Raw genomic sequence first — 20811 nt, forward strand, 5'->3', positions numbered from 1 at the left:
CAGCTTTCGCTACTGGTCAGTAAGTTTGTCCTGACAGGTCTGCGGAACCAGGTGGCACCAGGTCACAGTGGTGAGCTAGGCTTTGTTTCGGTCATGAGCGCCAGCATCAAGCCCCGGCTTGCTGGCCGGCAACCCTCCAACCGCGGTGGGGTGCTCCGGGTGAAGACCAGGTTGAGTAGCTGTGACGGCTACGCGGCAAGCGCGGGTCCGTACCGACGGACCCCCAGACACCGATGGAGGTTCGTTCTTCATGAGCACGCCAGAACAAGAGTGGTCGTTCGAGACCAAGCAGATCCACGCCGGCCAGACCCCCGACGCCGCGACCAACGCCCGGGCGCTGCCGATCTACCAGACCACCTCCTATACGTTCCGCGACACCGCGCACGCCGCGGCACTGTTCGGTCTGGCCGAGCCCGGCAACATCTACACCCGGATCATGAACCCGACGCAGGATGTCGTCGAGCAGCGCATCGCCGCGCTTGAGGGTGGTGTGGCCGCGCTGTTCCTGTCCTCCGGCCAGGCCGCCGAGACGTTCGCGATCCTCAACCTGGCCCAGGCCGGCGATCACATCGTGTCCTCCCCCCGGCTCTACGGCGGCACCTACAACCTGCTGCACTACACGCTGCCCAAGCTGGGTATCGAGACGACGTTCGTGGACAATCCCGACGATCCCGAGTCCTGGCGTGCGGCGATCCGGCCGAACACCAAGGCATTCTTCGCCGAGACGATCTCCAATCCGCAGATCGACGTGCTCGACATCCCGTCCGTCGCCGAGGTCGCCCACGCCGACGGCATCCCGCTGATCGTCGACAACACGATTGCCACGCCGTACCTGATCCAGCCCATCGCGCACGGCGCCGACATCGTCGTGCACTCGGCGACCAAGTACCTCGGTGGGCACGGCACCGCGATCGCCGGCGTCATCATCGACAGTGGCCGGTTCGACTGGACCCAGGGCCGCCACCCCGGCTTCACCACGCCCGACCCGAGCTACCACGGTGTGGTGTTCGCCGAGCTCGGCCCGCCGGCCTATGCGCTGAAGGCCCGGGTGCAGCTGCTGCGCGACCTGGGCTCGGCGGGTGCGCCGTTCAACGCGTTCCTGATCGCCCAGGGCCTGGAAACGCTGAGCCTGCGCCTCGAGCGGCACGTGGCCAACGCACAGCAGGTCGCCGAGTACCTGGAGGGCCGCGACGAGGTGATCTCGGTGAACTACGCCGGGCTGCCCAGTTCACCGTGGTACGAGGTGGGTCGCCGACTGGCCCCCAAGGGCACCGGTGCGGTGCTGGCCTTCGAGCTGGCCGGCGGTATCGCGGCCGGGCAGGCGTTCGTCAACGCGCTCACGTTGCACAGTCATGTCGCCAACATCGGCGACGTGCGCTCGCTGGTCATCCACCCGGCCTCGACCACCCACCAGCAGCTGACCCCCGAGGAGCAGCTGACCACCGGTGTCACGCCCGGCCTGGTCCGGTTGGCCGTCGGTATCGAGGGCATCGAGGACATCCTGGCCGACCTGGACCGGGGTTTCGCCGCCGCCCGCGTGTTCGCGGGCACCGGCCAGAGCGTCGCATCGGTGTGAGGCGACATGACCACCTTCGACATACAGAGCGACGCGGTGTCGACGCTGCCCGCGCACGGTGAGCTCGGGGTCGTCGAGATCGGCGACCTGACCCTGGAAAGCGGTGTCGTTCTCCCGGATGTCTCGATCGCGGTGCAGCGCTGGGGTGAGCTGTCCCCCGCCCGCGACAACGTCGTCATGGTGCTGCACGCCCTCACCGGCGACTCACACATCACCGGCCCGGCGGGCCCGGAGCACCCGACACCGGGCTGGTGGGACGGGGTGGCCGGCCCCGGCGCCACCATCGACACCGACCGGTGGTGCGCCATCGCCACCAACGCACTGGGCGGCTGCCGCGGTTCGACCGGACCCAGCTCGCCGGCTCCCGACGGAAAGCCCTGGGGCTCAAGGTTTCCCGCGATCACCATCCGCGACCAGGTGAACGCCGACCTGGCCGCGCTGGCCGCGCTGGGGATCACCCGGGTGGCCGCGGTGATCGGCGGCTCGATGGGCGGCGCCCGCGCCCTGGAGTGGATCGTCGGGCACCCCGAGACGGTGCGGGCCGGCCTGGTCCTGGCGGTCGGCGCCCGCGCCACTGCCGACCAGATCGGTACCCAGAGCACGCAGGTGGCCGCCATCAAGGCCGACCCGGACTGGCAGGGCGGTGATTATTACGGCACCGGCCGTACCCCGGCGGCGGGCCTGGAGATCGCGCGCCGGATCGCGCATCTGACCTATCGCGGTGAGGCGGAACTGGATTCGCGGTTCGCCAACGAGGCACAGGGCGACGAAGATCCCACCACCGGCGGCCGTTATGCCGTGCAGAGCTATCTGGAACATCAGGGCGGCAAGCTGGTATCCCGCTTCGACGCCGGCACGTATGTCGCGCTCACCGACGCGCTGAGCAGTCACGACGTCGGCCGCGGCCGGGGCGGGGTGCCCGCGGCGCTGGCCGGGTGTGCGGTGCCGGTGCTGGTCGGCGGCATCACGTCGGACCGGTTGTATCCGCTGCGTCAGCAGCAGGAACTCGCCGATTTGCTGCCCGGCTGCCCGGGGCTCTCGGTCGTCGAATCCATCTACGGTCACGACGGCTTCCTCGTCGAAACCGATGCGGTCGCACCGCTGATCCGCCGGACGCTGGAGATCGCGGCGCAGTGAGCAGGCCCGATCCCCGATCCCTGTCCTTCGGCGAGGAGGCCGCCGCCTACGAGCGTGGCCGCCCGTCCTATCCACCGGAGGCCATCGACTGGCTGCTGCCGACCGGTGCCCGCACGGTGCTCGACCTGGGTGCGGGCACCGGCAAGCTGACCGTGCGACTGGTCGAGCGTGGCCTCGACGTGATTGCCGTCGATCCGATCGCGGAGATGCTGGAGGTGCTGTCCTCCTCGCTGCCGAAGACACCCGCCCTGCTCGGGACGGCCGAGGAGATCCCGCTGCCCGATGACAGCGTCGACTGTGTGCTCGTTGCCCAGGCGTGGCACTGGTTCGACCCGCAACGCGCCGCCAAGGAGATCGCCCGGGTGCTGCGGCCGGGCGGCCGGCTCGGGCTGGTGTGGAACACCCGCGACGAACGGATGGGCTGGGTCAAGGATCTGGGCGCCATCATCGGCCACGAACACGACCCGCTCAACGACGAGGTGACACTCGCCGCACCGTTCGGGTCGATCGAACGCACCCACGTCGAGTGGACGAGTTACCTGACGCCGCGGGCCCTCATCGACCTGGTGGCCTCGCGCAGTTACTGCATCACCTCACCCACCGAGGTGCGCGAGCGGACCCTGGACCGGGTGCGCGAGCTCCTGAAAACCCATCCGGCCCTGGCCAACAGCACCGGACTGGCACTGCCCTACATCACCGTCGGGATCCGGGCCGACCTGACGAGCTAGCTGGTCCCCAGCGGGTCGATGGTCCATGCGATATAGAGCATGGCCGCGCTCACCGATGCCGTCGTCGCGAAATCTATTGCGCGCGAGCGCACCACGAGAAGTCCGGCGCGGTCATCGGAGAGCGCCAGGCGCAACGCCGCGGCCACCCCGACCGCGATGCCCATCACCAGGGCGCCCCGGCGCCAGTAGCCGGCGATCACCAGGCCGAAGGAGGCCACGAAGATCAACGCGACCAGCAGGATCGGCCACTGGCCGGCCAGCACCTTGCGGGCGAACTCCTGCGGTGTCATGTGCTGTGCGCGCGAGCGCTGATCGCCGTCACCCGCGCTCCGCGCGCTCCACGACATTGGTCAGCAGGAAGGCCCGGGTCAGCGGGCCCACCCCACCCGGGTTCGGCGACACGTGCCCGGCGACATCCCAGACATCGGGCGCCACGTCACCGGTCAGCTTGCCCTCCACCCGACTGACGCCGACGTCGACGACCGCCGCACCGGGTTTGACCATGTCCGCGGTCACCATGTACGGCACCCCGACGGCCGCCACGATGATGTCGGCCTGCCGGGTGAGCTCGGCGAGGTCGCGAGTCCCGGTGTGGCACAACGTGACCGTTGCATTCTCCGAACGGCGGGTGAGCAGCAGCCCCAGCGGGCGGCCGACCGTCACCCCGCGCCCGATCACCACCACGTGCGCACCGGCGATCGGGACGTCGAAGCGGCGCAGCAGATGCACGATGCCGCGCGGCGTGCAGGGCAGCGGGGCCTCTTTACCGAGCACCAGCCGGCCCAGGTTGGTCGGGTGCAGACCGTCGGCGTCCTTGTCCGGGTCGATGCGCTCCAGGGCGGCGTTCTCATCCAGGTGCTTGGGCAGCGGAAGCTGAACGATGTAGCCGGTGCACTCGGGGTTGGCATTGAGCTCGTCGATGGTCTCGTCGAGGGTGGCCTGGCTGATGTCGGCGGGCAGATCGCGACGGATCGAGTTGATGCCGACCTTGGCGCAGTCGGCGTGCTTACCGCGCACGTAGGCCTGCGATCCCGGGTCGTCGCCGACCAGGATGGTGCCCAGCCCGGGGGTGCGTCCCGCCGCCGTCAGAGTCGCCACCCGGCCCTTGAGATCGTCGAGGATCTCGTCGCGGGTTGCCTTACCGTCCAGAATCGTCGCTGCCACGGAACACATTGTGGCAGGCTCGCCCGGTATGAACACCCAGCCTGAAGTGTTCACCGACGTGTTTGGCGCGGCCAAGCTCGGGCCGGTGACGTTGCGCAACCGCATCATCAAGGCCGCAACCTTCGAAGCGGCCAGCCCGAACGCGCTGGTCACCGACGATCTGATCCGGTATCACCAGCTGCCGGCCGCCGGCGGTGTCGGCATGACGACCGTCGCCTACTGCGCGGTGGCACCCGGCGGACGCACCGACGGCTGGCAGATCTGGATGCGCCCGGAGGCCATCCCCGGCCTGCGCAGGCTCACCGACGCCGTGCACGGCGAGGGCGCGGCGATCAGCGCCCAGATCGGCCACGCCGGACCGGTGGCCAACGCCCGCACCAACAAGGCGCCGGCGCTGGCGCCCATCCGGTTCTTCAACCCGCTGTCGATGCGGTTCGCCCGCAAGGCCACCAAGGACGACATCCGGGACGTCATCGCCGCGCATGCCGACGCGGCCCGGCTGGCCATCGACGCCGGCTTCGACGCCGTAGAGGTGCACCTCGGGCACAACTACCTGGCCAGCTCGTTTTTGTCGCCGCTGCTCAACCGTCGCACCGACGAGTTCGGCGGGTCCCTGGAGAACCGGGCGAAGGTGGCCCGCGGCGTGGTCCGCGCGGTGCGCGACGCCGTCGACAGCCACGGTGCCAAGCAGATCGCCGTCACCGCCAAACTCACCATGACCGACGGGGTGCGTGGCGGCATCCCGCTCGACGAGGCGCTGCAGACCGCCAAGTGGCTGGAGTCCGACGGCGGGCTGGACGCCATCGAGCTGACCGCGGGCAGCTCGCTGGTGAACCCGATGTACCTGTTCCACGGCGACGCCCCACTCAAGGAGTTCGCCGGTGCCTTCAAACCGCCGATCAGCTGGGGCATGCGGATGACCGGCACGAAGTTCCTACGCGAATACCCCTACCGCGAGGCCTATCTGCTGCGGCATGCCCGCGCATTCCGGGCCGAGCTCACGATGCCGCTGATCCTGCTCGGCGGCATCACCAATCGCGAGACCATGGACAAGGCCATGGCCGAGGGCTTCGACTTCGTCGCCATGGGCCGCGCCCTGCTGGCCGAGCCCGACCTGGTCAATCGGATCAAGGCCGATTCCGCGGTCCGGTCACTGTGCACGCACTGCAACAAGTGCATGCCGACCATCTACACCCACACCCACTGCGTGGTCACCGGGGCGCCGGACGCGCTGACGATCTGAGGCCGTTCACCCAGAGCGACGAAATGGTCGTGCCCGGACGGTGGCAGCGACCATTTCGTTGCGCTCGGCGTGCCGAACGGTGACCTCGACGCAGGAATTGCGTCCGCGTACCCGATACAGTTGGTCCCGATGAGCCGCCCCGGAACGCCCGCGCTGACCGTTCGATACGAAGGATCGACCCGTACCTTCTCCGCAGGCAACGACGTCGTCGTCGGCCGCGACCTACGTGCCGATGTCCGTATCGCCCACCCGCTGATCTCGCGCGCCCACCTGGTGCTGCGCTTCGATCAGGGCCGCTGGATCGCCATCGACAACGGCAGCCTCAACGGCATGTACGTCAACGGCCAGCGCGTCCCGACCCTGGACATCACCGACGGCCAGCACGTCAACATCGGTAACCCGGACGGCCCGCAGCTGGTCTTCGAGGTCGGCCGTCACCAGGGTGCGGTGGGCAGCCCGCCGCCCACGCAGGCGGTCGCCACCCCGACCGGCCCGCGGCCCAGCGCGTCCTGGCCGACCCAGGCCCCGATGCAGCCGCCCCCGACGCAGGCTCCGCCGCCGTGGCCGACCGGCGGCGCCCCGTCCCAGCAGCCGCCGCGCTACCCGTCGGGGCCGCCGTCGCGTCAACCGACCGGACAGCAGCCGTATCACCCGACCGGGCAGCAGCCGTATCAGGGCGCGCCGCAGCAGGGCTACCTGCCGCCACAGCCGCCGCCGACCGTCTCGCGCTCGCAGCCGACCTACATCCCGCCGGCCGACCCGTCGCAGACCGCGATGGGACCGACCGCGGTGGCCCGCCCGTCGGAGAACAACCTCGCCACGAGCATGCTCAAGATCCTGCGCCCCGGGAAGGCGCCGGAGGTGCCGCCGGGCGGTATCAAGATCGGTCGCGCCACCGACAACGACATCGTCATCCCCGACGTGCTGGCCTCCCGGCACCACGCCACCCTGGTCTCCGGTCCGGGCGGCACCGAGATCCTCGACAACCGCAGCATCAACGGCACCTTCGTCAACGGTCAGCGTGTCGATGACGCACTGCTGCGCGAGGGTGACGTGGTCACCATCGGCAACGTCGACCTGGTTTTCACCGGCGGCACGCTGGTCCGCGGCTCGGAGACCCAGGCCGCCACCCGGACCGGTGGCCTGGAGGTCCGCGGCCTGACGTGGACCATCGAGGGCAACAAGACCCTGCTCAACAACATCTCGATCGACGCCCGGCCGGGCACGCTGACCGCGGTGATCGGCCCGTCGGGTGCGGGTAAGTCGACCTTCGCCAAGCAGGTCGCCGGCCTCACCCATCCCACCTCGGGCACGGTGTCCTTCGAGGGTCACGACATCCATGCCGAGTACGCCTCGCTGCGCTCCCGGATCGGCATGGTCCCCCAGGACGATGTGGTGCACGGTCAGCTGACGGTCAAGCAGGCGCTGATGTACGCCGCCGAGCTGCGCCTGCCCCCGGACACCACCAAGGAGGACCGCGAGCGGGTGGTCCTGCAGGTCCTCGAAGAGCTGGAGATGACCAAGCACCTGGAAACCCGGGTGGACAAGCTCTCCGGCGGCCAGCGCAAGCGCGCGTCGGTGGCCCTGGAGCTGCTGACCGGGCCTTCGCTGTTGATCCTCGACGAGCCGACCTCGGGTCTGGACCCCGCGCTGGACCGTCAGGTCATGACAATGCTGCGTCAGCTCGCCGACGCCGGCCGTGTGGTGCTGGTGGTGACGCACTCGCTGACCTATCTGGACGTGTGTGATCAGGTGCTGCTGCTGGCACCCGGCGGCAAGACCGCCTTCTACGGCCCGCCGAGCCAGATCGGTCCGGAGCTGGGCACCACCAACTGGGCCGACATCTTCTCCTCGGTCGCCGGCGATCCGGACGCCTCGCACCAGAACTATCTGGCCCGTAGCGGTCCGTTGCCGCAGGCCGAGGCCTCCGAGCAACCCGCCGATCTGGGCAAGCCCGCGAAAACCAGTGTCCGAAGGCAGTTCTCGACCATCGGGCGCCGGCAGATGCGGCTCATCGTCTCCGACCGCGGCTACTTCGCGTTCCTGGCGGTGCTGCCCTTCATCATGGGCGTGCTGTCGCTGTCGGTGCCCGGCACCGTCGGCTTCGGGGTGCCCGATCCGTTGGGTGACGCCCCCAACGAGCCCGGCCAGATCCTGGTGCTGCTGAACGTCGGCGCCATCTTCATGGGCACCGCGCTGACCGTGCGCGATCTGATCGGTGAGCGCGCCATCTTCCGCCGCGAGCAAGCCGTCGGGTTGTCGACGACGGCGTATCTGCTGGCCAAGGTGTGCATCTACGCGGTGTTCGCGATCATCCAGTCCTCGATCGTCACCGCCATCGCCGTGCTGGGTAAGGGCGGCCCGACGCAGGGCTCGCTGTCGTTCCTGCCGCCGACGGCCGAGCTGTTCCTGGTGATGGCGGCGACCACGGTGACCGCGGCCATGGTGGGTCTGGCGCTCTCGGCACTGGCCAAGTCCAACGAGCAGATCATGCCGCTGCTGGTGGTCGCCGTGATGAGCCAGTTGGTGTTCTCCGGCGGCATGATCCCGGTGACCGATCGCCTGGTGCTCGACCAGCTGTCCTGGTTCACCCCGGCGCGCTGGGGCTTTGCCGCCTCGGCATCGACGGTGGACCTGATCCACCTGGTCCCCGGCCCGCTGACGCCCAAGGATTCACACTGGGAGCACACCGCGTCGGCCTGGTGGTTCGACATGGGCATGCTGGCGCTGTTGAGCGTGGGCTACCTGACCTTCGTGCGCTGGAAGATCCGGCTCAAGGCGGGCTGATTCGCCGCGGTTTGTGGAGTCGGAGCCGTAACCATGCCGGCTGGGACTCCACACGTCACCGAACCGGAGGCCGGTCAGCCGGTGATCTCGCGACCGATCAACCGGCGGGCCACGATCCACTGCTGGAGCTCGTTGGCCCCCTCGAAGATCTCCAGGATCTTCGCGTCGCGAAACATCTCCTCCAGTCGCACCGACTCGCCGGTCTCGCCGACCTGCCGGGCGAAGCCGAGCGCTCCGTATATCTGGATCGCCTCGCGCACGATGTCGTTGGCCAGCCGGGTGCCGTATGCCTTGGCCATCGCGGCCTCGGGCTCCGCGGTGCGATCGCCGCGGTCCACCAGGGTCGCCGCCTTCTGATAGAGCGTGCGCGCGCATTCGATCTCGGTGGCCCGCTGCGCCATGGTGAACTGCCAGTGCTGCATGGCGCCGAGCGGCGCACCGAAGACCTCGCGAGTCCGGAGCCGGTGCACCGCGAGATCCAATGCAGCCTGGGCCACCCCGACGCCGGCCGCCCCGATTCCGATGCGGCCGCGCACCAGCGCCGACAGTGCCACGGCCATGCCGCCGCCGACGGTGCCCAGCACGTGGGATCGCGGCACGAACACATCCACGAACTCGATATCCGCCGTGATCTGGCCCCGGTGGCCCATCTTCAGATCCGGAACACCGATCCGGATGCCCGGCGACGTGAGATCCACCAGCAGCATCGTCGCCCGGTCACCGTGCGCTCCGGCCCGCACCAGAACCGACACCCACCCCGCCGCCACACTGTTGGTGATCCACCGCTTGCGACCGTTCAGCACGAAACCGTCGGAAACCTCCTCGGCGACCGTGCGCAGGCGCTGGGCGGTGAGGTCCGAACTGGTCTCCGGTTCGGTCATGGCGAAGGCGAAGGCTGTCCTCCCGCTCACCAATTCGGGTATCAGGCGGGATCGCAGTTCCTCGGTGGCGAACTCCAGGGTCTGTGGCACCAGGATGCACTGCCCGTCATACACACCCGCCATGGACGACGATTCGTAGGCGATCTCCTCGGCCACCGTGCAGGTGCCGAGTAGCGGATGCGCCAGACCCCGGCCGTATTCGGGACTGAACGGGACCGCGAACATGCCCTCCTCGGCAAGTCCGCGGAACGCCGCCCAGGGAAAGCTGTCCGCGGACTCCTCGCGCTGCCCGATCTCGCGGGCATGCGGGGCCAGCCGCCGCTGCACGGCTTTCCTCGCATCGCGACGCAGCGCGACGATCTCGTCCGGTAGCCAGACATCGTGGGTCATCTGGTCCTGCGTACGGGGCGGTGAACCGATCACCTTGCCAGAGTAACAGTCACCATTGACTGTTTTTGACGACGTGTCTACCCGGCTGTCAGCAGCGTCCGGGCAATCTCCTTCCACAGCGGGACGTGTGGATCCTCGTCCGCGATACGGTCGTCGATGGCATAGGTCAGCGCAACGCCGCGCATGCTGGTGAACAGCAGCTCAGCGACGTCCGCGAACGCCTGGTGACTGCTGTGCACCGGACCGAACATCGTCGCGATGACATGGTCGATGGCCCGCCCCAATCGCCGTTCGGCCTGGGCCAGTTCGGCCCGCAGGCCGGGATCGGTCCGGGCCGCCATCCACAGCTCCATCGCAGCCCAGAAGTACGGCTGCCGAAATGTGCTCCACAGCAATGACACCGCATAATCGAGCCGTTCCGGACTGCCCGCGGCGCCATCGGGTGCGGCATCGAACCACTGCTCCATCTCGGTGATCCGCTCCACCGCGAGGTACTGCGCGGCGGCCACCAACAGTTCGTCCCTGGACGGAAAGTAGTGCAGCAACCTGCCGCGCGATACGCCGGCCAGCTGCTGGATCACCACGGTGGTGGCGCCGCGGTAGCCGTGGTCGACCAGGGCCTGCACCGCCGCTTCGAGGATCAGTGTCCGGCTGTCCGCCCGCCGCTCGACATGTGACCTACGGTCACCTTCCGATGCTGGGCTCATACGCGGAGCCTACTCACCATTTCCGGTCAGCCGTGACTACTCGCCGTGCACATCCAACCCGTGTGCCGCGGCATAGGCCAACCCCTGCTCGATGTTCACCCGCGCGCCGCGTAGCTTGGCCGTCGTCCAGAAGGTCGGGTCGACGCGCGCACCACGCAGGTCGGCCTCGTCGAACTTGGCGTTCTGCACCCGCGCACCGCTGAGGTCCGCACGCGCCAGCACGGCCTTGCGCAGGTCGGTGCCCACCAGGTTGGCCTCGCGTAGCCGACAATCCGACAGGTCGACGGTCCGCAGGTCACAGCCACCCAGCACGCTCAGCGACAGGTCGACCTCGATGAACTGCACCGGTCGCAGCCGCGTCTCGGTGAACACCGAACCCAGCAGACTGCACTGCCGGAAGGTGCTGTGCAGCAGCGCGGCCCGCCGAAAGGTGCAGTTGCGGAAGGCCGAACCCAGATGCTCGGACTCGGTGAGGTCGACGCCGCTGAAATCGCACTCGTCGAAGACCACCCGCTCGGTGCGCAGCCGGCTGAGATCTTCGTCGCGGAAGTCGTGGGCGGTGAACTCGCGGTCCACCCAGACCTGGTCGTCGGTCATACGCTGGCCAGCGCGTACTCGGCCACCGTGATCAGCGCCGCCCGTGCGGACCGCCGATCCCGGGCGTCCACGGCGACGATCGGGATGTCCGGACGCAGCGCCAGCGCCTGCCGCACCGACGCCTCGGGATAGCGTGGCGCGTCATCGAACTCGTTGACCGCGATGATGAACGGCAGCCCACGCGCCTCGAAGAAGTCCACCGCGGCGAAGCTGTCCTGCAGGCGCCGGATGTCCACCAGGATCACCGCGCCGATGGCGCCGCGGATCAGGTCGTCCCACATGAACCAGAACCGGCGTTGCCCGGGCGTGCCGAACAGGTAGAGCACCAGATCGTCGGCCAGCGTGATGCGGCCGAAGTCCATCGCGACCGTCGTGGTGTTCTTGCCGGGGGTGGCCTCCAGACCGTCGACCCCGGAGGACGCCGTGGTGACCAGGGCCTCGGTGCGCAGCGGCATGATCTCGCTGACCGCGCCGACGAATGTCGTCTTGCCGGAGCCGAAGCCGCCGGAGATGACGATCTTGGTCGATCCCGGCCTAGAGTGCCCGAAGGCCACGCAACGTCCTTCCGATCAGGTCGCGACGGTCGTCGGCGGAGGCGGTGTCGTCCAGCGTCGCGTGCACCCGAAGATACCCGTCCGCGACCAGGTCGCCGATGAGCACACGCGCCACTCCGAGCGGTAATGACAACCGGGCGGCGACCTCCGCGACCGATGGCCCGTGCCGGCCCAGCGAAAGGATCTCCGATCGGACGTCGCGCGCCGGCCAGCGGCCGGCCCGATCGGGTTCCACGGTGCGGACCGGGGCCTCCAGCGGCAGCTCGATCGGGGTGCGGGTGCGTCCCGAGGTCAGCGTGTAGGGCCGCACCATGCTGGGCACGTCGGCCGGTTCGCCGCTCTCCCAGGCGTCGGGCGGGGTGTCCATCGCGACCTCACGAGGGCTGGCGGCTGCGGCGCGCGGCCTGCACCACGTTGCCGACTCGCTCGACCAGGATCGCCATCTCGTAGCCGATCTGGCCGATATCGCAGGAGCGGGTGGCCAGCGCGGCGATGTTCGATCCGTCGCCGACGCGCATCAGCAGCAGGAATCCGTGTTCCATCTCGACGATGGACTGCATGACATGGCCGCCCTGGAACAGTTGCGCAGCACCGGTGGACAGACTGGCCAGGCCCGAGGTGACCGCCGCCAGCTGGTCGGCCCGCTCGGCCGGCATGTGTTCGCTGGCGGCCATCAACAGTCCGTCGGCGGAGACCAGCACGGCATGCGAGACCCCGTCGACCTCGCGGGCGAACTTGGCGACCAACCAGTCCAGCGACTCCCGGGTCGTCACTGCTCTCCTTCGGTGTCGCGGGCATGCGACCGACCGGCGTGCACCCCACCGAAGTGACTGCTCAGGCTGGCGCGGATGGCCGCCGGATCCGGCAGCGGCCCGGTGGGCGGGTCGGCGGAATCCGATGCTACCGAGGCATGCCTGCCGGGCGTGTCGCCCGCCCCCGGCACCAACCGGGCGCCCGGCCGGCGGACCGGCAGCCCCTCGGGTGTGTGCTCGTCGACCGGTGTGGCCTCGGCCGATTCCGCGGCCGACCAGCCGTTGTCCCACACCGACTTCCAGTCCAGATCAGTGCTCGTCCCCAGATCCGTGGGATCGACCAGCCATTCGGAGAGCATCTTCTGATAGATCGCGTCGTCGGAGTCGACGGGTTCTGCGGGTGCCTGCGGCCGCGGCGTGAAGAACGCGGTGGCCTCGGCGGGCGCCGCCGTGGGCAGCGGTTCGGTGCGGGGTGCGGCCTCGAACCCACTGGATCCGGGGGTGCGTTGCGGTAGAGCCGATCCCGCTGGGTGATCGAGGGGTGCGGCGGATTCCTGCGGGACCGGGGCGACGAACGGATCGGCGGCCGGGGCAGGCACGATCTCCGCGAACCGCGGACCGACGGGTGCGCCGGCGACGAGTTCGGCCGGCAGATAGACGCCCGCGGTGGTGCCCGAGCTGGGCTCGCCGGGCACGGTGGCGCGCAGCCGCACCACCAGGCCGTGCCGGTCGGCCAGCCGGCCCACCACGAACAGTCCCATGTGCCGGGCGGTGTACGGGTTGACCTCACCCCCGGACTGCAGTCGGGTGTTGGCGACCCGCAGGTCGGGTTCGGCCATCCCGAGCCCCTCGTCGCCGACCTCGAGGACCAGCGCGCCGTCTTCGGTGCGTACCCCGGAAACCCGGACCGCGGTGGCCGGGGGTGAGTACCGCAGCGCATTGTCCATCAGTTCGGCCAGCACGTGCACCAGGTCGGCGGCGGTGGCGCCGACTATCTCGCAGTCCGGCAGCGACGCGGTGACGATGCGCGTGTAGTCCTCGACCTCGGAGGCGGCGGCGTTGACGACGGCGGCGACGGGCACCGGCTCGGCGTGCTCCCGGGTGGTGTTGGTGCCGGCCAGCACCAGCAGGTTGGCACCGTTGCGGCGCATCCGGGCGGCCAGGTGATCGAGCCGGAAGAGACTGTCGAGCCGCTGCGGGTCCTGTTCGTCGCGCTCCAACTGGTCGATCAGGGTGAGCTGCTGGTCCACCAGCGAGCGACTGCGCCGGGACAGCGTCTCGAACATGTCGCTGACCTGAACCTGCAGCCGGGCCTGCTCACCGGCGAGCAGCACGGCCTGTTCGTGCAGTTCGTCGACGGCGTGCGCGACCTGCCCGACCTCCTCGGTGGTGTGCACCGGGATCGGGGTGACCGGGCCCGGGTCGCCGCCGGCGCGCACCTGGTCGAGCTCACGGGCCAGGTCGGTATGGGCCACCTTGAGCGCGCTGTCCCGCAGCCGGCGCAGCGGCCGGACCAGTGAGCGCGCCACCAGCGCGACGATCAGCAGCGCCAGCAGCATGGCGGCGATGACGACGACGGCGTCGCGGACGGCGGCGCTGCGCGCGGCGGCCGCCTGTTCGTCCACCGCGCCGGTGACCGAGGCGGTGGTCTGCTCGATGACACGGCCGGCGATCTCCCCGGTGGCGGCGATGGACTCGCGCAGCTGCGGGTTGTTCACCAGCACCGCGGCCGGGTCGGCCATGATCGCCATCCGCCCGACGAACTGGGACTGCAGTTCCTGAGCCTCGGCCGAGCCGACACCGAGGATCTGGCTCATGCCGGACAGCGTGGACGGTTCGGTGCCCGCCACGGTGCTCATCGAGGTGCGCAGTTCGGTTTCGGGCACCTCCGCGCCGCGGTCGACCAGCAGCTGCTGCATCGTCATCTGGCCGCGGGCACCGATGGCCCGGGACAGGCCGAGGGTCTCGGCGCGGATCGCGGCGTCGTCGACGCGGACCGAGCCGTTGACGGCGTCCTCGGCGGTCAGCAGGATCGGTGCATAGGTCGTGACGCGGTCACGCAGCGAGATCGAGTTGGACGCCACCCGGTTCACCAGGTCCTGCCCGTCCTGCAGCAGGGCGGTGACCCCGGCGTCGACATCGGGCACCACATCGGTGTCATCGAGCCGGGTCTGCAGCTCCTGCCGGCCGGTGTCGAAGTCGCCGAGGGCTTGCTGCGGGTCCTGCGCGAGCAGCGCCGCTTCCAGTGCGGCCATGTAGTTCTCGATGGCGGGCACCAGCTCGGCCCGGTCGGCGGCGCGACGCAGATCCGATGCCTCGGTGAACCCCGAGTAGATGCGCAGACCGCCGAAGGTGGCGGCCAGTACCAGCGGCACCAGCGCGATGGCCAACACCTTTGCGCCGACGGGCCAGTTGCTCAGCGACCAGCGTGCCGGACGCTTCACGGGTTGGGCTGGTGCGCCGTGGGTTTCATCGTCCGCGCGCGGCGCGGCGAAGCTCGTCATCAGAGCCGGCTGCGGGTCGGTGGTGGCGCGTTCATATGCTTCCTGCTGCTTGAGCCCACGATGGGGCCGGCGTGGGACGCCTGGCAATTTGTCGAGTATGGCAGTCGCGCACAGGGGTTTCCATACTCCGCGGCACGGTTGTGGCAGTTCGTGACCGTTACGTTGCCCAACCTTTTCCTCCCGGCGAGCGTGCGTGTCTGCACCCCGACACGCCGCCAGCAACGGAAAGTTTGCGCACGCTCGCGGAGGTCAGCCGGCGCGCAGGATGGCGACCAGGAAGTCGGCGTCCTCCCGGAAGGGCCGCACATCCCAGGTCGACAGCAGCAAATCCGGTGTCAGCCCGGCCTCGCCGGCGTCCGCGAGGAAGTCCGCATACGGGTATTCGCGGCCGGCGCCGAAGCCGATCACCGCGCGGCCGTCGCCGGCCAGGTGGGCGCGCAACCGGCCGAGCACCCGGGTGCGCGTGCTGGGCGCCAGGAACGTCATCACATTGCCCGCCGAGACGATCACATCGAACGGTTCGGCGATACCGCGGGCGGGCAGATCCAGTTCGGCGAGATCACCGACCAGCCAGCGCGGGCCCCGATGGTCGGCTTCGGCGGCGGCGATCAGCGCGGGGTCGACGTCGACGCCGACGACATCGTGTCCGGCCGCCGCCAGATACCCGCCCACCCGGCCGGGGCCACAGCCGGCATCGAGGATGCGCGCGCCACGCGGGGCCATCGCGTCGATGAAGCGGGCCTCGCCGTCGAGGTCCTTGCCCGCCTGCGCCATCGACCGGAACCGGTCGATGTACCACTGCGAATGGCCCGGGTTGGCCGCCACCTTCTGCATCCAGAGACTCTGCTCGACCATGCCGCCATTATCCGCAGGGGATGATGACCCGGTGTTTCATGTGCTCTTCTACTCCCCGCGCATCGCCCCGAACACCGGCAACGCGATCCGCATGGTGGCCGCGACCGGCGCTCACCTGCATCTGGTCGAACCGTTGGGCTTCGACCTGTCCGAACCGAAGCTGCGTCGGGCCGGACTGGACTATCACGACCTGGCGTCGGTGACCGTGCACCAGGATCTGGATGCGGCGTGGGCGGTGATCGGCCCGACCCGGGTGTTCGCCTTCACCGCGCACGCCGACAGTTCGTTCGCGCAGGTGTCCTATCAACCCGGCGACGTGCTGATGTTCGGGCCCGAACCCACCGGTCTGGACGAGCTGACGCTGGCCGACCCGCACATCACCGCTCGGGTGCGCATCCCGATGCTGGCCGGGCGGCGATCGCTGAATCTGTCCAACGCCGCCGCGGTGGCGGCCTACGAGGCGTGGCGCCAGCAGGGGTTCACCGGCGCGGTCTGATCACCAGGTGTCCCAGTGGGTCAGCTCGGCGGCGGGCAGGCGCTTGGCCTTCTTGAAGTCGGTGCCCTTGGTGTAGGCGATGGGGAACAGCCCACCCTGGGAGTACTTGTCGAACGGGATGCCCAGCAGTTCGGCGGTCTGCTTCTCGCCGTCGCCCATCAGGTGCAGCGATGTCCACGCCGAACCGAGGCCGCGGCTGCGCAGCGCCAGCATGAAGCTCCACACCGCGGGCATCAGCGAACCCCAGAACCCGGCGCTCATCCCCGCGGGCGCGCCGTCGGGGCGGCCTTCCAGGCACGGGATGAGCATGACCGGGACCTCATGCAGGTGGTCGTTGAGATACTTGGCCGAATCCACCACCTTCGGGGTCCGCTCGTCACGACTGTCGCCGTACTGCGGTTTGGGCGCATCCAGGTACGGCGTCGCCGCGACCCGGTAAATATCGGCGATCGCCTTCTTCTTCTCCGGATCCTCGACGAAAACCCATTGCCAGCCCTGGGAATTGGAGCCGGTCGGCGCCTGCAGCGCGATGTCGAGGCATTCCAGGAGCACTTCGCGCGGCACCGGTTTGTCGAAATCGAGCCGCTTGCGCACCGAACGCGTCGTGGTCAGAACTTCATCCGCGGTCAGGTTGAGTGTCATGACGCGAGACTACATTCGCGATCATGACTGCAGACCTGACACCGGAAATCGTCGAGCGGCTCACCTCCGAGGACTACGCCTGGCTGACCACCGTCGCGAAGTCCGGCCAGCCGGTACCCAAGCTGGTGTGGTTCCTCTACGACGGGACCGACATCGTCATCTACACCGAGCCGGCCGCGGCCAAGGTGCGCCATATCGGCAACCACGAGCGGGTGAGCCTGAACCTCGACTCCGACGGCAACGGTGGCGGCATCATCGTCGTCGGTGGTCCGGCGCGGGTGGATGCCGAGGGCGTCGATGCGCGCGACGACGCGCCGTACTGGGCGAAGTACGAGGCGGCCGCCGCGCAGTTCGGTCTGACCGATGCGATGGGCCACTACAGCACCCGGTTGCGGATCACCATCGACAAGGTCTGGACGACGCCGACGGCGTGACGATCACTGGAAGTCGCGTGAGCGCGAGCGCACCTTCAGGTCCACCGGGCCCATCCGGTCGGCCAGCACCGTCACCGCCCCGGTCGCGTTCTGCACGATGCCCCGGATGATCAGCGCCGGCGCGCTCTGCGCCAGCTTGCGGTAGCGCGCCCAGACCCCCGGGGCGCACAGCACGTTGACCATGCCGGTCTCGTCTTCGAGGTTGACGAAGGTGACGCCCTGAGCGGTGGCCGGGCGCTGCCGATGGGTCACCGCGCCGGCGATCAGGATCCGGGTGCCGTCGGGCACCGACAGCAGATCGGCGGCCGGAATGACACCCATCGCGGCCAGATCCTCGCGCAGGAACTGGGTGGGATAGCTGTCCGGAGAGACCCCGGTGGCCCAGACGTCGGCAGCGGCCAGTTCCAGCGCGCTCATCCCGGGTAGCGACGGGATGTGCGAGGACGAGCCGACCCCCGGCAACCGGTCCGGTCGTTCAGCGGCCGCCGCACCCGCCGCCCAGAGTCCCTCGCGCCGGGTGATCCCGAAGCAGCCGAGCGCCCCGGCGGTGGCCAGCGCCTCGGTCTGCGGTACCGAGAGTTGCACCCGCGCAGTCAGATTCAGCAGATCGATGAACAGTCCCCCGGCGGCCCGTTCGTCGACGATCCGCTGGGCAAGATCATCGCCGATGTGCCGGATGCTGCCCAGGCCCATCCGCACATCCAAGCCGTCGTTCTCGCAGTTCGCCCACGCCATGCTGACGTTGACGTCCGGGCCGTGTACGAGAACGCCGTGTCTGCGGGCATCGGCGACCAGCGACTGCGGTGAGTAGAAACCCATCGGCTGCGCCCGCAGCAGCGCCGCACAGAACACCGCCGGATGGTGCAGCTTGAACCACGAGGAGTAGAACACCAGCGACGCGAAGCTCAGCGAATGACTCTCCGGGAAACCGAAGTTGGCGAAGGCCTCCAACTTGTCGTAGATCTTCTCGGCCACCGCACCGGTGATACCGTGCTGCTCGCGCATGCCGTCGAAGAACCGGCCGCGCAGCCGGCGCATCTTCTCGGTGGACCGTTTGGAGCCCATCGCCCGGCGCAGCTGGTCGGCCTCGGCACCGGTGAAACCGGCGCAGTCCACCGCCAGTTGCATCAACTGTTCCTGGAACAGCGGCACGCCGAGGGTCTTCTCCAGCGCCGGTTTCATCGACGGGTGGTCGTAGACGACCTCTTCTTCCCCGTTGCGCCGCTTGATGTATGGGTGCACCGACCCACCCTGGATGGGACCGGGACGAATAAGGGCGACCTCAACGACCAGGTCGTAGAACGTGCGCGGTTTCAGCCGGGGCAGCGTGGCCATCTGCGCGCGGGACTCGACCTGGAACACCCCTACCGAGTCGGCCCGCTGCAGCATCTCGTAGACGGCCGCCTCGGACAGGTCCAGCTTGGACAGGTCGACATCGATGCCCTTGTGTTCGCGGGTCAGGTCGATGGCGTAGTGCAGCGCCGACAGCATACCCAGACCGAGCAGGTCGAACTTGACCAAACCGATTGCCGCGCAGTCATCCTTGTCCCACTGCAGGACGCTGCGGTTTTCCATGCGCGCCCATTCCACCGGGCAGACATCGGCGATCGGGCGGTCGCAGATCACCATGCCACCGGAGTGGATGCCCATGTGCCGCGGCAGATTGGAGATCTGGGTGGCCAGATCGACCACCTGCTCGGGGATGTCCTCCACATCAGGGGAATCGGCCAGGCCGTTCCAGCGGCTGATCTGCTTGCTCCACGCACCCTGCTGTCCTTGCGAGAATCCCAGCGCGCGCGCCATGTCGCGGATCGCGCTGCGCCCGCGGTAGGTGATGACGTTGGCCACCTGCGCGGCGAAGTTCCGGCCATACTTGTCATAGACGTACTGGATGACGTCTTCACGCAGGTCCGATTCGATATCGATGTCGATATCGGGTGGGCCGTCGCGCGCCGGTGACAGGAACCGTTCGAACAGCAGCTCGTTGGCGATCGGGTCGACGTTGGTGACCTTCAACGCGTAGCAGACCGCCGAGTTGGCCGCCGATCCCCTTCCCTGGCACAGGATGTCGCGCTCCCGGCAGAACCGCGTGATGTCGTGGACCACCAGGAAGTAACCGGGGAAGTCCAGCTTCTCGATGATGGCCAGCTCGTGCTCGATCTGCTGATAGGCCTTGGGCGCCCGGTCCGGTGGGCCGTAGCGATCCAGGGCGCCTTCCCGCACGAGTTGGCGCAGCCAGCTGGTCTCGGTGTGTCCCTCCGGCACCTGGAACGGCGGCAGCTGGGGAGCGATCAGCGCCAGGCCGAACGCACACTGCTCACCGAGATCTGCCGCGGCGGTGACGATCTCGTCACCGAAGATACGGGCCATCTCCTCCCCCGACCGCAGATGCGCCCCGCCCAGCGGGGCCAGCCACCCGGCCGCGTCATCCATCGAGTTGCGGGCCCGGATGGCCGCCATCGCCATGGCCAGCCGGCCACGCTCGGGTGCCGCGAAGTGCGCTCCGGTGGTGGCGATCAACCCCACACCGAATCGGGGCGCCAGCCCGGCCAGCACCGCGTTGCGTTCGTCATCGTGCGGGTGGCCGTGATGGGTGAGTTCGATGCTGACCCGGTCGGCGCCGAACCGGTCCACCAGATCGGCCAGCGCACGCTGCGCGGCCTCCGGCCCACCGGTGTCCAACGCCTGCCGGACATGGCCCTTGCGGCAGCCGGTGAGGATGTGCCAGTGCCCGCCGGCGGCCTCGGTCAGCGCGTCGAAGTCATACCGTGGCTTGCCCTTCTCCCCACCGGCCAGGTGCGCGGTCGCCAACTCCCGAGACAGCCGGCGGTAACCCTCCGGTCCGCGGGCCAGCACCAGCAGATGCGGGCCGGGTGGATCGGGCAGTTCGGTGCGCGGCACGTTGCCCAGCGACAGTTCGGCCCCGAACACGGTGGCCACGTCGAGCTCGCGGGCGGCCTCGGCGAAGCGCACCACCCCGTAGAGACCGTCGTGGTCGGTCAGCGCGATGGCTTTCAGGTCCAGCCGCGCCGCCTCCTCGACCATCTCCTCCGGGGTGCTGGCACCGTCGAGAAAGCTGTAGGCCGAATGGGTGTGCAGCTCGGCGTACGGGACCGATGAGCCGGACCGCCGGATGCCCTCGGACCGGTAGGCGCCGCGTTTGCGTGACCAGGCCGGACTGTCGCCGCCATCCCCCTTGACCTCCAGCGGGAGTCCGGACCGGCGCGCCTTGGGGCGGGGCCTGCCGTTGAGGACCCGCTCCATCTCCGGCCAGGTCGACGGCCCGTCATTCCAGCCCACGAGACCAGTGTATAGAACATTTGTTCGATAGGGCCAGGGCTTTGCGCGCATTGTCTACTCTTAC

Annotated in this window: 19 protein-coding genes and 1 riboswitch; of the genes, 7 read left to right on the top strand and 12 right to left on the bottom strand. The window is 69.1% G+C overall.

Going from position 1 to position 20811, the window contains the following annotated elements; translation table 11 throughout:
- Positions 1 to 89: 89 nt before the first annotated feature.
- A riboswitch (SAM riboswitch) is annotated at positions 90 to 208 on the top strand.
- Between the two features lie 42 nt (positions 209 to 250).
- From BST17_RS13805 to BST17_RS13815, 3 genes are read left to right on the top strand one after another with little or no spacing between them, the layout of a single operon-like run.
- Positions 251 to 1576 (top strand): bifunctional o-acetylhomoserine/o-acetylserine sulfhydrylase, encoded by a 1326-nt coding sequence (locus BST17_RS13805; protein WP_083058864.1) that lies wholly within the window; start codon positions 251 to 253, stop codon positions 1574 to 1576.
- Between the two features lie 6 nt (positions 1577 to 1582).
- Complete coding sequence (gene metX / locus BST17_RS13810) at positions 1583 to 2713, top strand: homoserine O-acetyltransferase MetX (protein WP_276071101.1); 1131 nt, start codon at positions 1583 to 1585, stop codon at positions 2711 to 2713.
- On the top strand, positions 2710 to 3441 hold the full coding sequence (locus BST17_RS13815; RefSeq protein ID WP_083058869.1) for a class I SAM-dependent methyltransferase: 732 nt from the start codon (positions 2710 to 2712) through the stop codon (positions 3439 to 3441). The genes metX and BST17_RS13815 overlap by 4 nt, the downstream gene beginning before the upstream one ends.
- Here the strand turns inward: BST17_RS13815 and BST17_RS13820 are convergent.
- Positions 3438 to 3731, bottom strand: coding sequence for a DUF3017 domain-containing protein (locus BST17_RS13820; protein WP_083059245.1), 294 nt, complete (start codon positions 3729 to 3731; stop codon positions 3438 to 3440). The genes BST17_RS13815 and BST17_RS13820 overlap by 4 nt on opposite strands.
- A gap of 28 nt (positions 3732 to 3759) precedes the next feature.
- Positions 3760 to 4605, bottom strand: coding sequence for a bifunctional methylenetetrahydrofolate dehydrogenase/methenyltetrahydrofolate cyclohydrolase (locus tag BST17_RS13825; protein ID WP_083059243.1), 846 nt, complete (start codon positions 4603 to 4605; stop codon positions 3760 to 3762).
- A 28-nt stretch (positions 4606 to 4633) separates the two neighbouring features.
- Between BST17_RS13825 and BST17_RS13830 the strand changes: the two genes are divergently transcribed.
- Both BST17_RS13830 and BST17_RS13835 read left to right on the top strand, forming a co-directional pair.
- Entirely contained in the window at positions 4634 to 5848 is a 1215-nt protein-coding gene (locus BST17_RS13830; protein WP_083058873.1) for an NADH:flavin oxidoreductase, read from the top strand.
- A gap of 129 nt (positions 5849 to 5977) precedes the next feature.
- On the top strand, positions 5978 to 8635 hold the full coding sequence (locus BST17_RS13835; protein ID WP_083058877.1) for an FHA domain-containing protein: 2658 nt from the start codon (positions 5978 to 5980) through the stop codon (positions 8633 to 8635).
- A gap of 74 nt (positions 8636 to 8709) precedes the next feature.
- Here the strand turns inward: BST17_RS13835 and BST17_RS13840 are convergent, their stop codons facing one another.
- From BST17_RS13840 to BST17_RS13875, 8 genes are all read right to left on the bottom strand, one after another.
- Complete coding sequence (locus BST17_RS13840; protein ID WP_083058881.1) at positions 8710 to 9906, bottom strand: acyl-CoA dehydrogenase family protein; 1197 nt, start codon at positions 9904 to 9906, stop codon at positions 8710 to 8712.
- Between the two features lie 77 nt (positions 9907 to 9983).
- Entirely contained in the window at positions 9984 to 10613 is a 630-nt protein-coding gene (locus tag BST17_RS13845) for a TetR/AcrR family transcriptional regulator (RefSeq protein WP_083058885.1), read from the bottom strand.
- A gap of 36 nt (positions 10614 to 10649) precedes the next feature.
- Positions 10650 to 11210: a pentapeptide repeat-containing protein gene (locus BST17_RS13850; protein ID WP_083058889.1), complete on the bottom strand. Its 561-nt coding sequence runs from the start codon at positions 11208 to 11210 to the stop codon at positions 10650 to 10652.
- Positions 11207 to 11764: a GTP-binding protein gene (locus tag BST17_RS13855; protein ID WP_083058893.1), complete on the bottom strand. Its 558-nt coding sequence runs from the start codon at positions 11762 to 11764 to the stop codon at positions 11207 to 11209. The genes BST17_RS13850 and BST17_RS13855 overlap by 4 nt, the downstream gene beginning before the upstream one ends.
- Entirely contained in the window at positions 11745 to 12131 is a 387-nt protein-coding gene (locus tag BST17_RS13860; protein ID WP_083058897.1) for a DUF742 domain-containing protein, read from the bottom strand. The genes BST17_RS13855 and BST17_RS13860 overlap by 20 nt, the downstream gene beginning before the upstream one ends.
- 7 nt (positions 12132 to 12138) lie before the next feature.
- Positions 12139 to 12537 carry a roadblock/LC7 domain-containing protein gene (locus BST17_RS13865; protein ID WP_083058901.1) on the bottom strand — a complete coding sequence of 133 codons (399 nt, stop codon included), beginning with the start codon at positions 12535 to 12537 and terminating at the stop codon, positions 12139 to 12141.
- Positions 12534 to 15020 (bottom strand): ATP-binding protein, encoded by a 2487-nt coding sequence (locus BST17_RS13870; protein ID WP_083058905.1) that lies wholly within the window; start codon positions 15018 to 15020, stop codon positions 12534 to 12536. The genes BST17_RS13865 and BST17_RS13870 overlap by 4 nt, the downstream gene beginning before the upstream one ends.
- Before the next feature lie 249 nt (positions 15021 to 15269).
- Positions 15270 to 15875, bottom strand: a complete 606-nt coding sequence (locus tag BST17_RS13875) for a class I SAM-dependent methyltransferase (protein ID WP_083058909.1) — start codon at positions 15873 to 15875, stop codon at positions 15270 to 15272.
- Positions 15876 to 15906: 31 nt separating this feature from the next.
- Between BST17_RS13875 and BST17_RS13880 the strand changes: the two genes are divergently transcribed.
- A complete protein-coding gene (locus BST17_RS13880; RefSeq protein ID WP_083058912.1) occupies positions 15907 to 16371 on the top strand; it encodes a tRNA (cytidine(34)-2'-O)-methyltransferase in 465 nt (154 codons plus the stop codon).
- On the opposite strand, the gene BST17_RS13885 is transcribed toward BST17_RS13880, so the two are convergent.
- Positions 16372 to 17013: a nitroreductase family protein gene (locus tag BST17_RS13885; protein ID WP_083058915.1), complete on the bottom strand. Its 642-nt coding sequence runs from the start codon at positions 17011 to 17013 to the stop codon at positions 16372 to 16374.
- 23 nt (positions 17014 to 17036) lie between these two features.
- On the opposite strand from BST17_RS13885, the gene BST17_RS13890 reads away from it, so the two are divergent.
- Positions 17037 to 17447, top strand: a complete 411-nt coding sequence (locus tag BST17_RS13890) for a TIGR03667 family PPOX class F420-dependent oxidoreductase (protein ID WP_083058919.1) — start codon at positions 17037 to 17039, stop codon at positions 17445 to 17447.
- A 3-nt stretch (positions 17448 to 17450) separates the two neighbouring features.
- On the opposite strand, the gene BST17_RS13895 is transcribed toward BST17_RS13890, so the two are convergent.
- Entirely contained in the window at positions 17451 to 20747 is a 3297-nt protein-coding gene (locus BST17_RS13895) for an error-prone DNA polymerase (RefSeq protein WP_083058923.1), read from the bottom strand.
- Between the last annotated feature and the right edge of the window lie 64 nt (positions 20748 to 20811).

Origin of the sequence: Mycolicibacterium bacteremicum (assembly GCF_002086115.1) — a bacterium.
Taxonomy (GTDB): Bacteria; Actinomycetota; Actinomycetes; order Mycobacteriales; family Mycobacteriaceae; genus Mycobacterium; species Mycobacterium bacteremicum.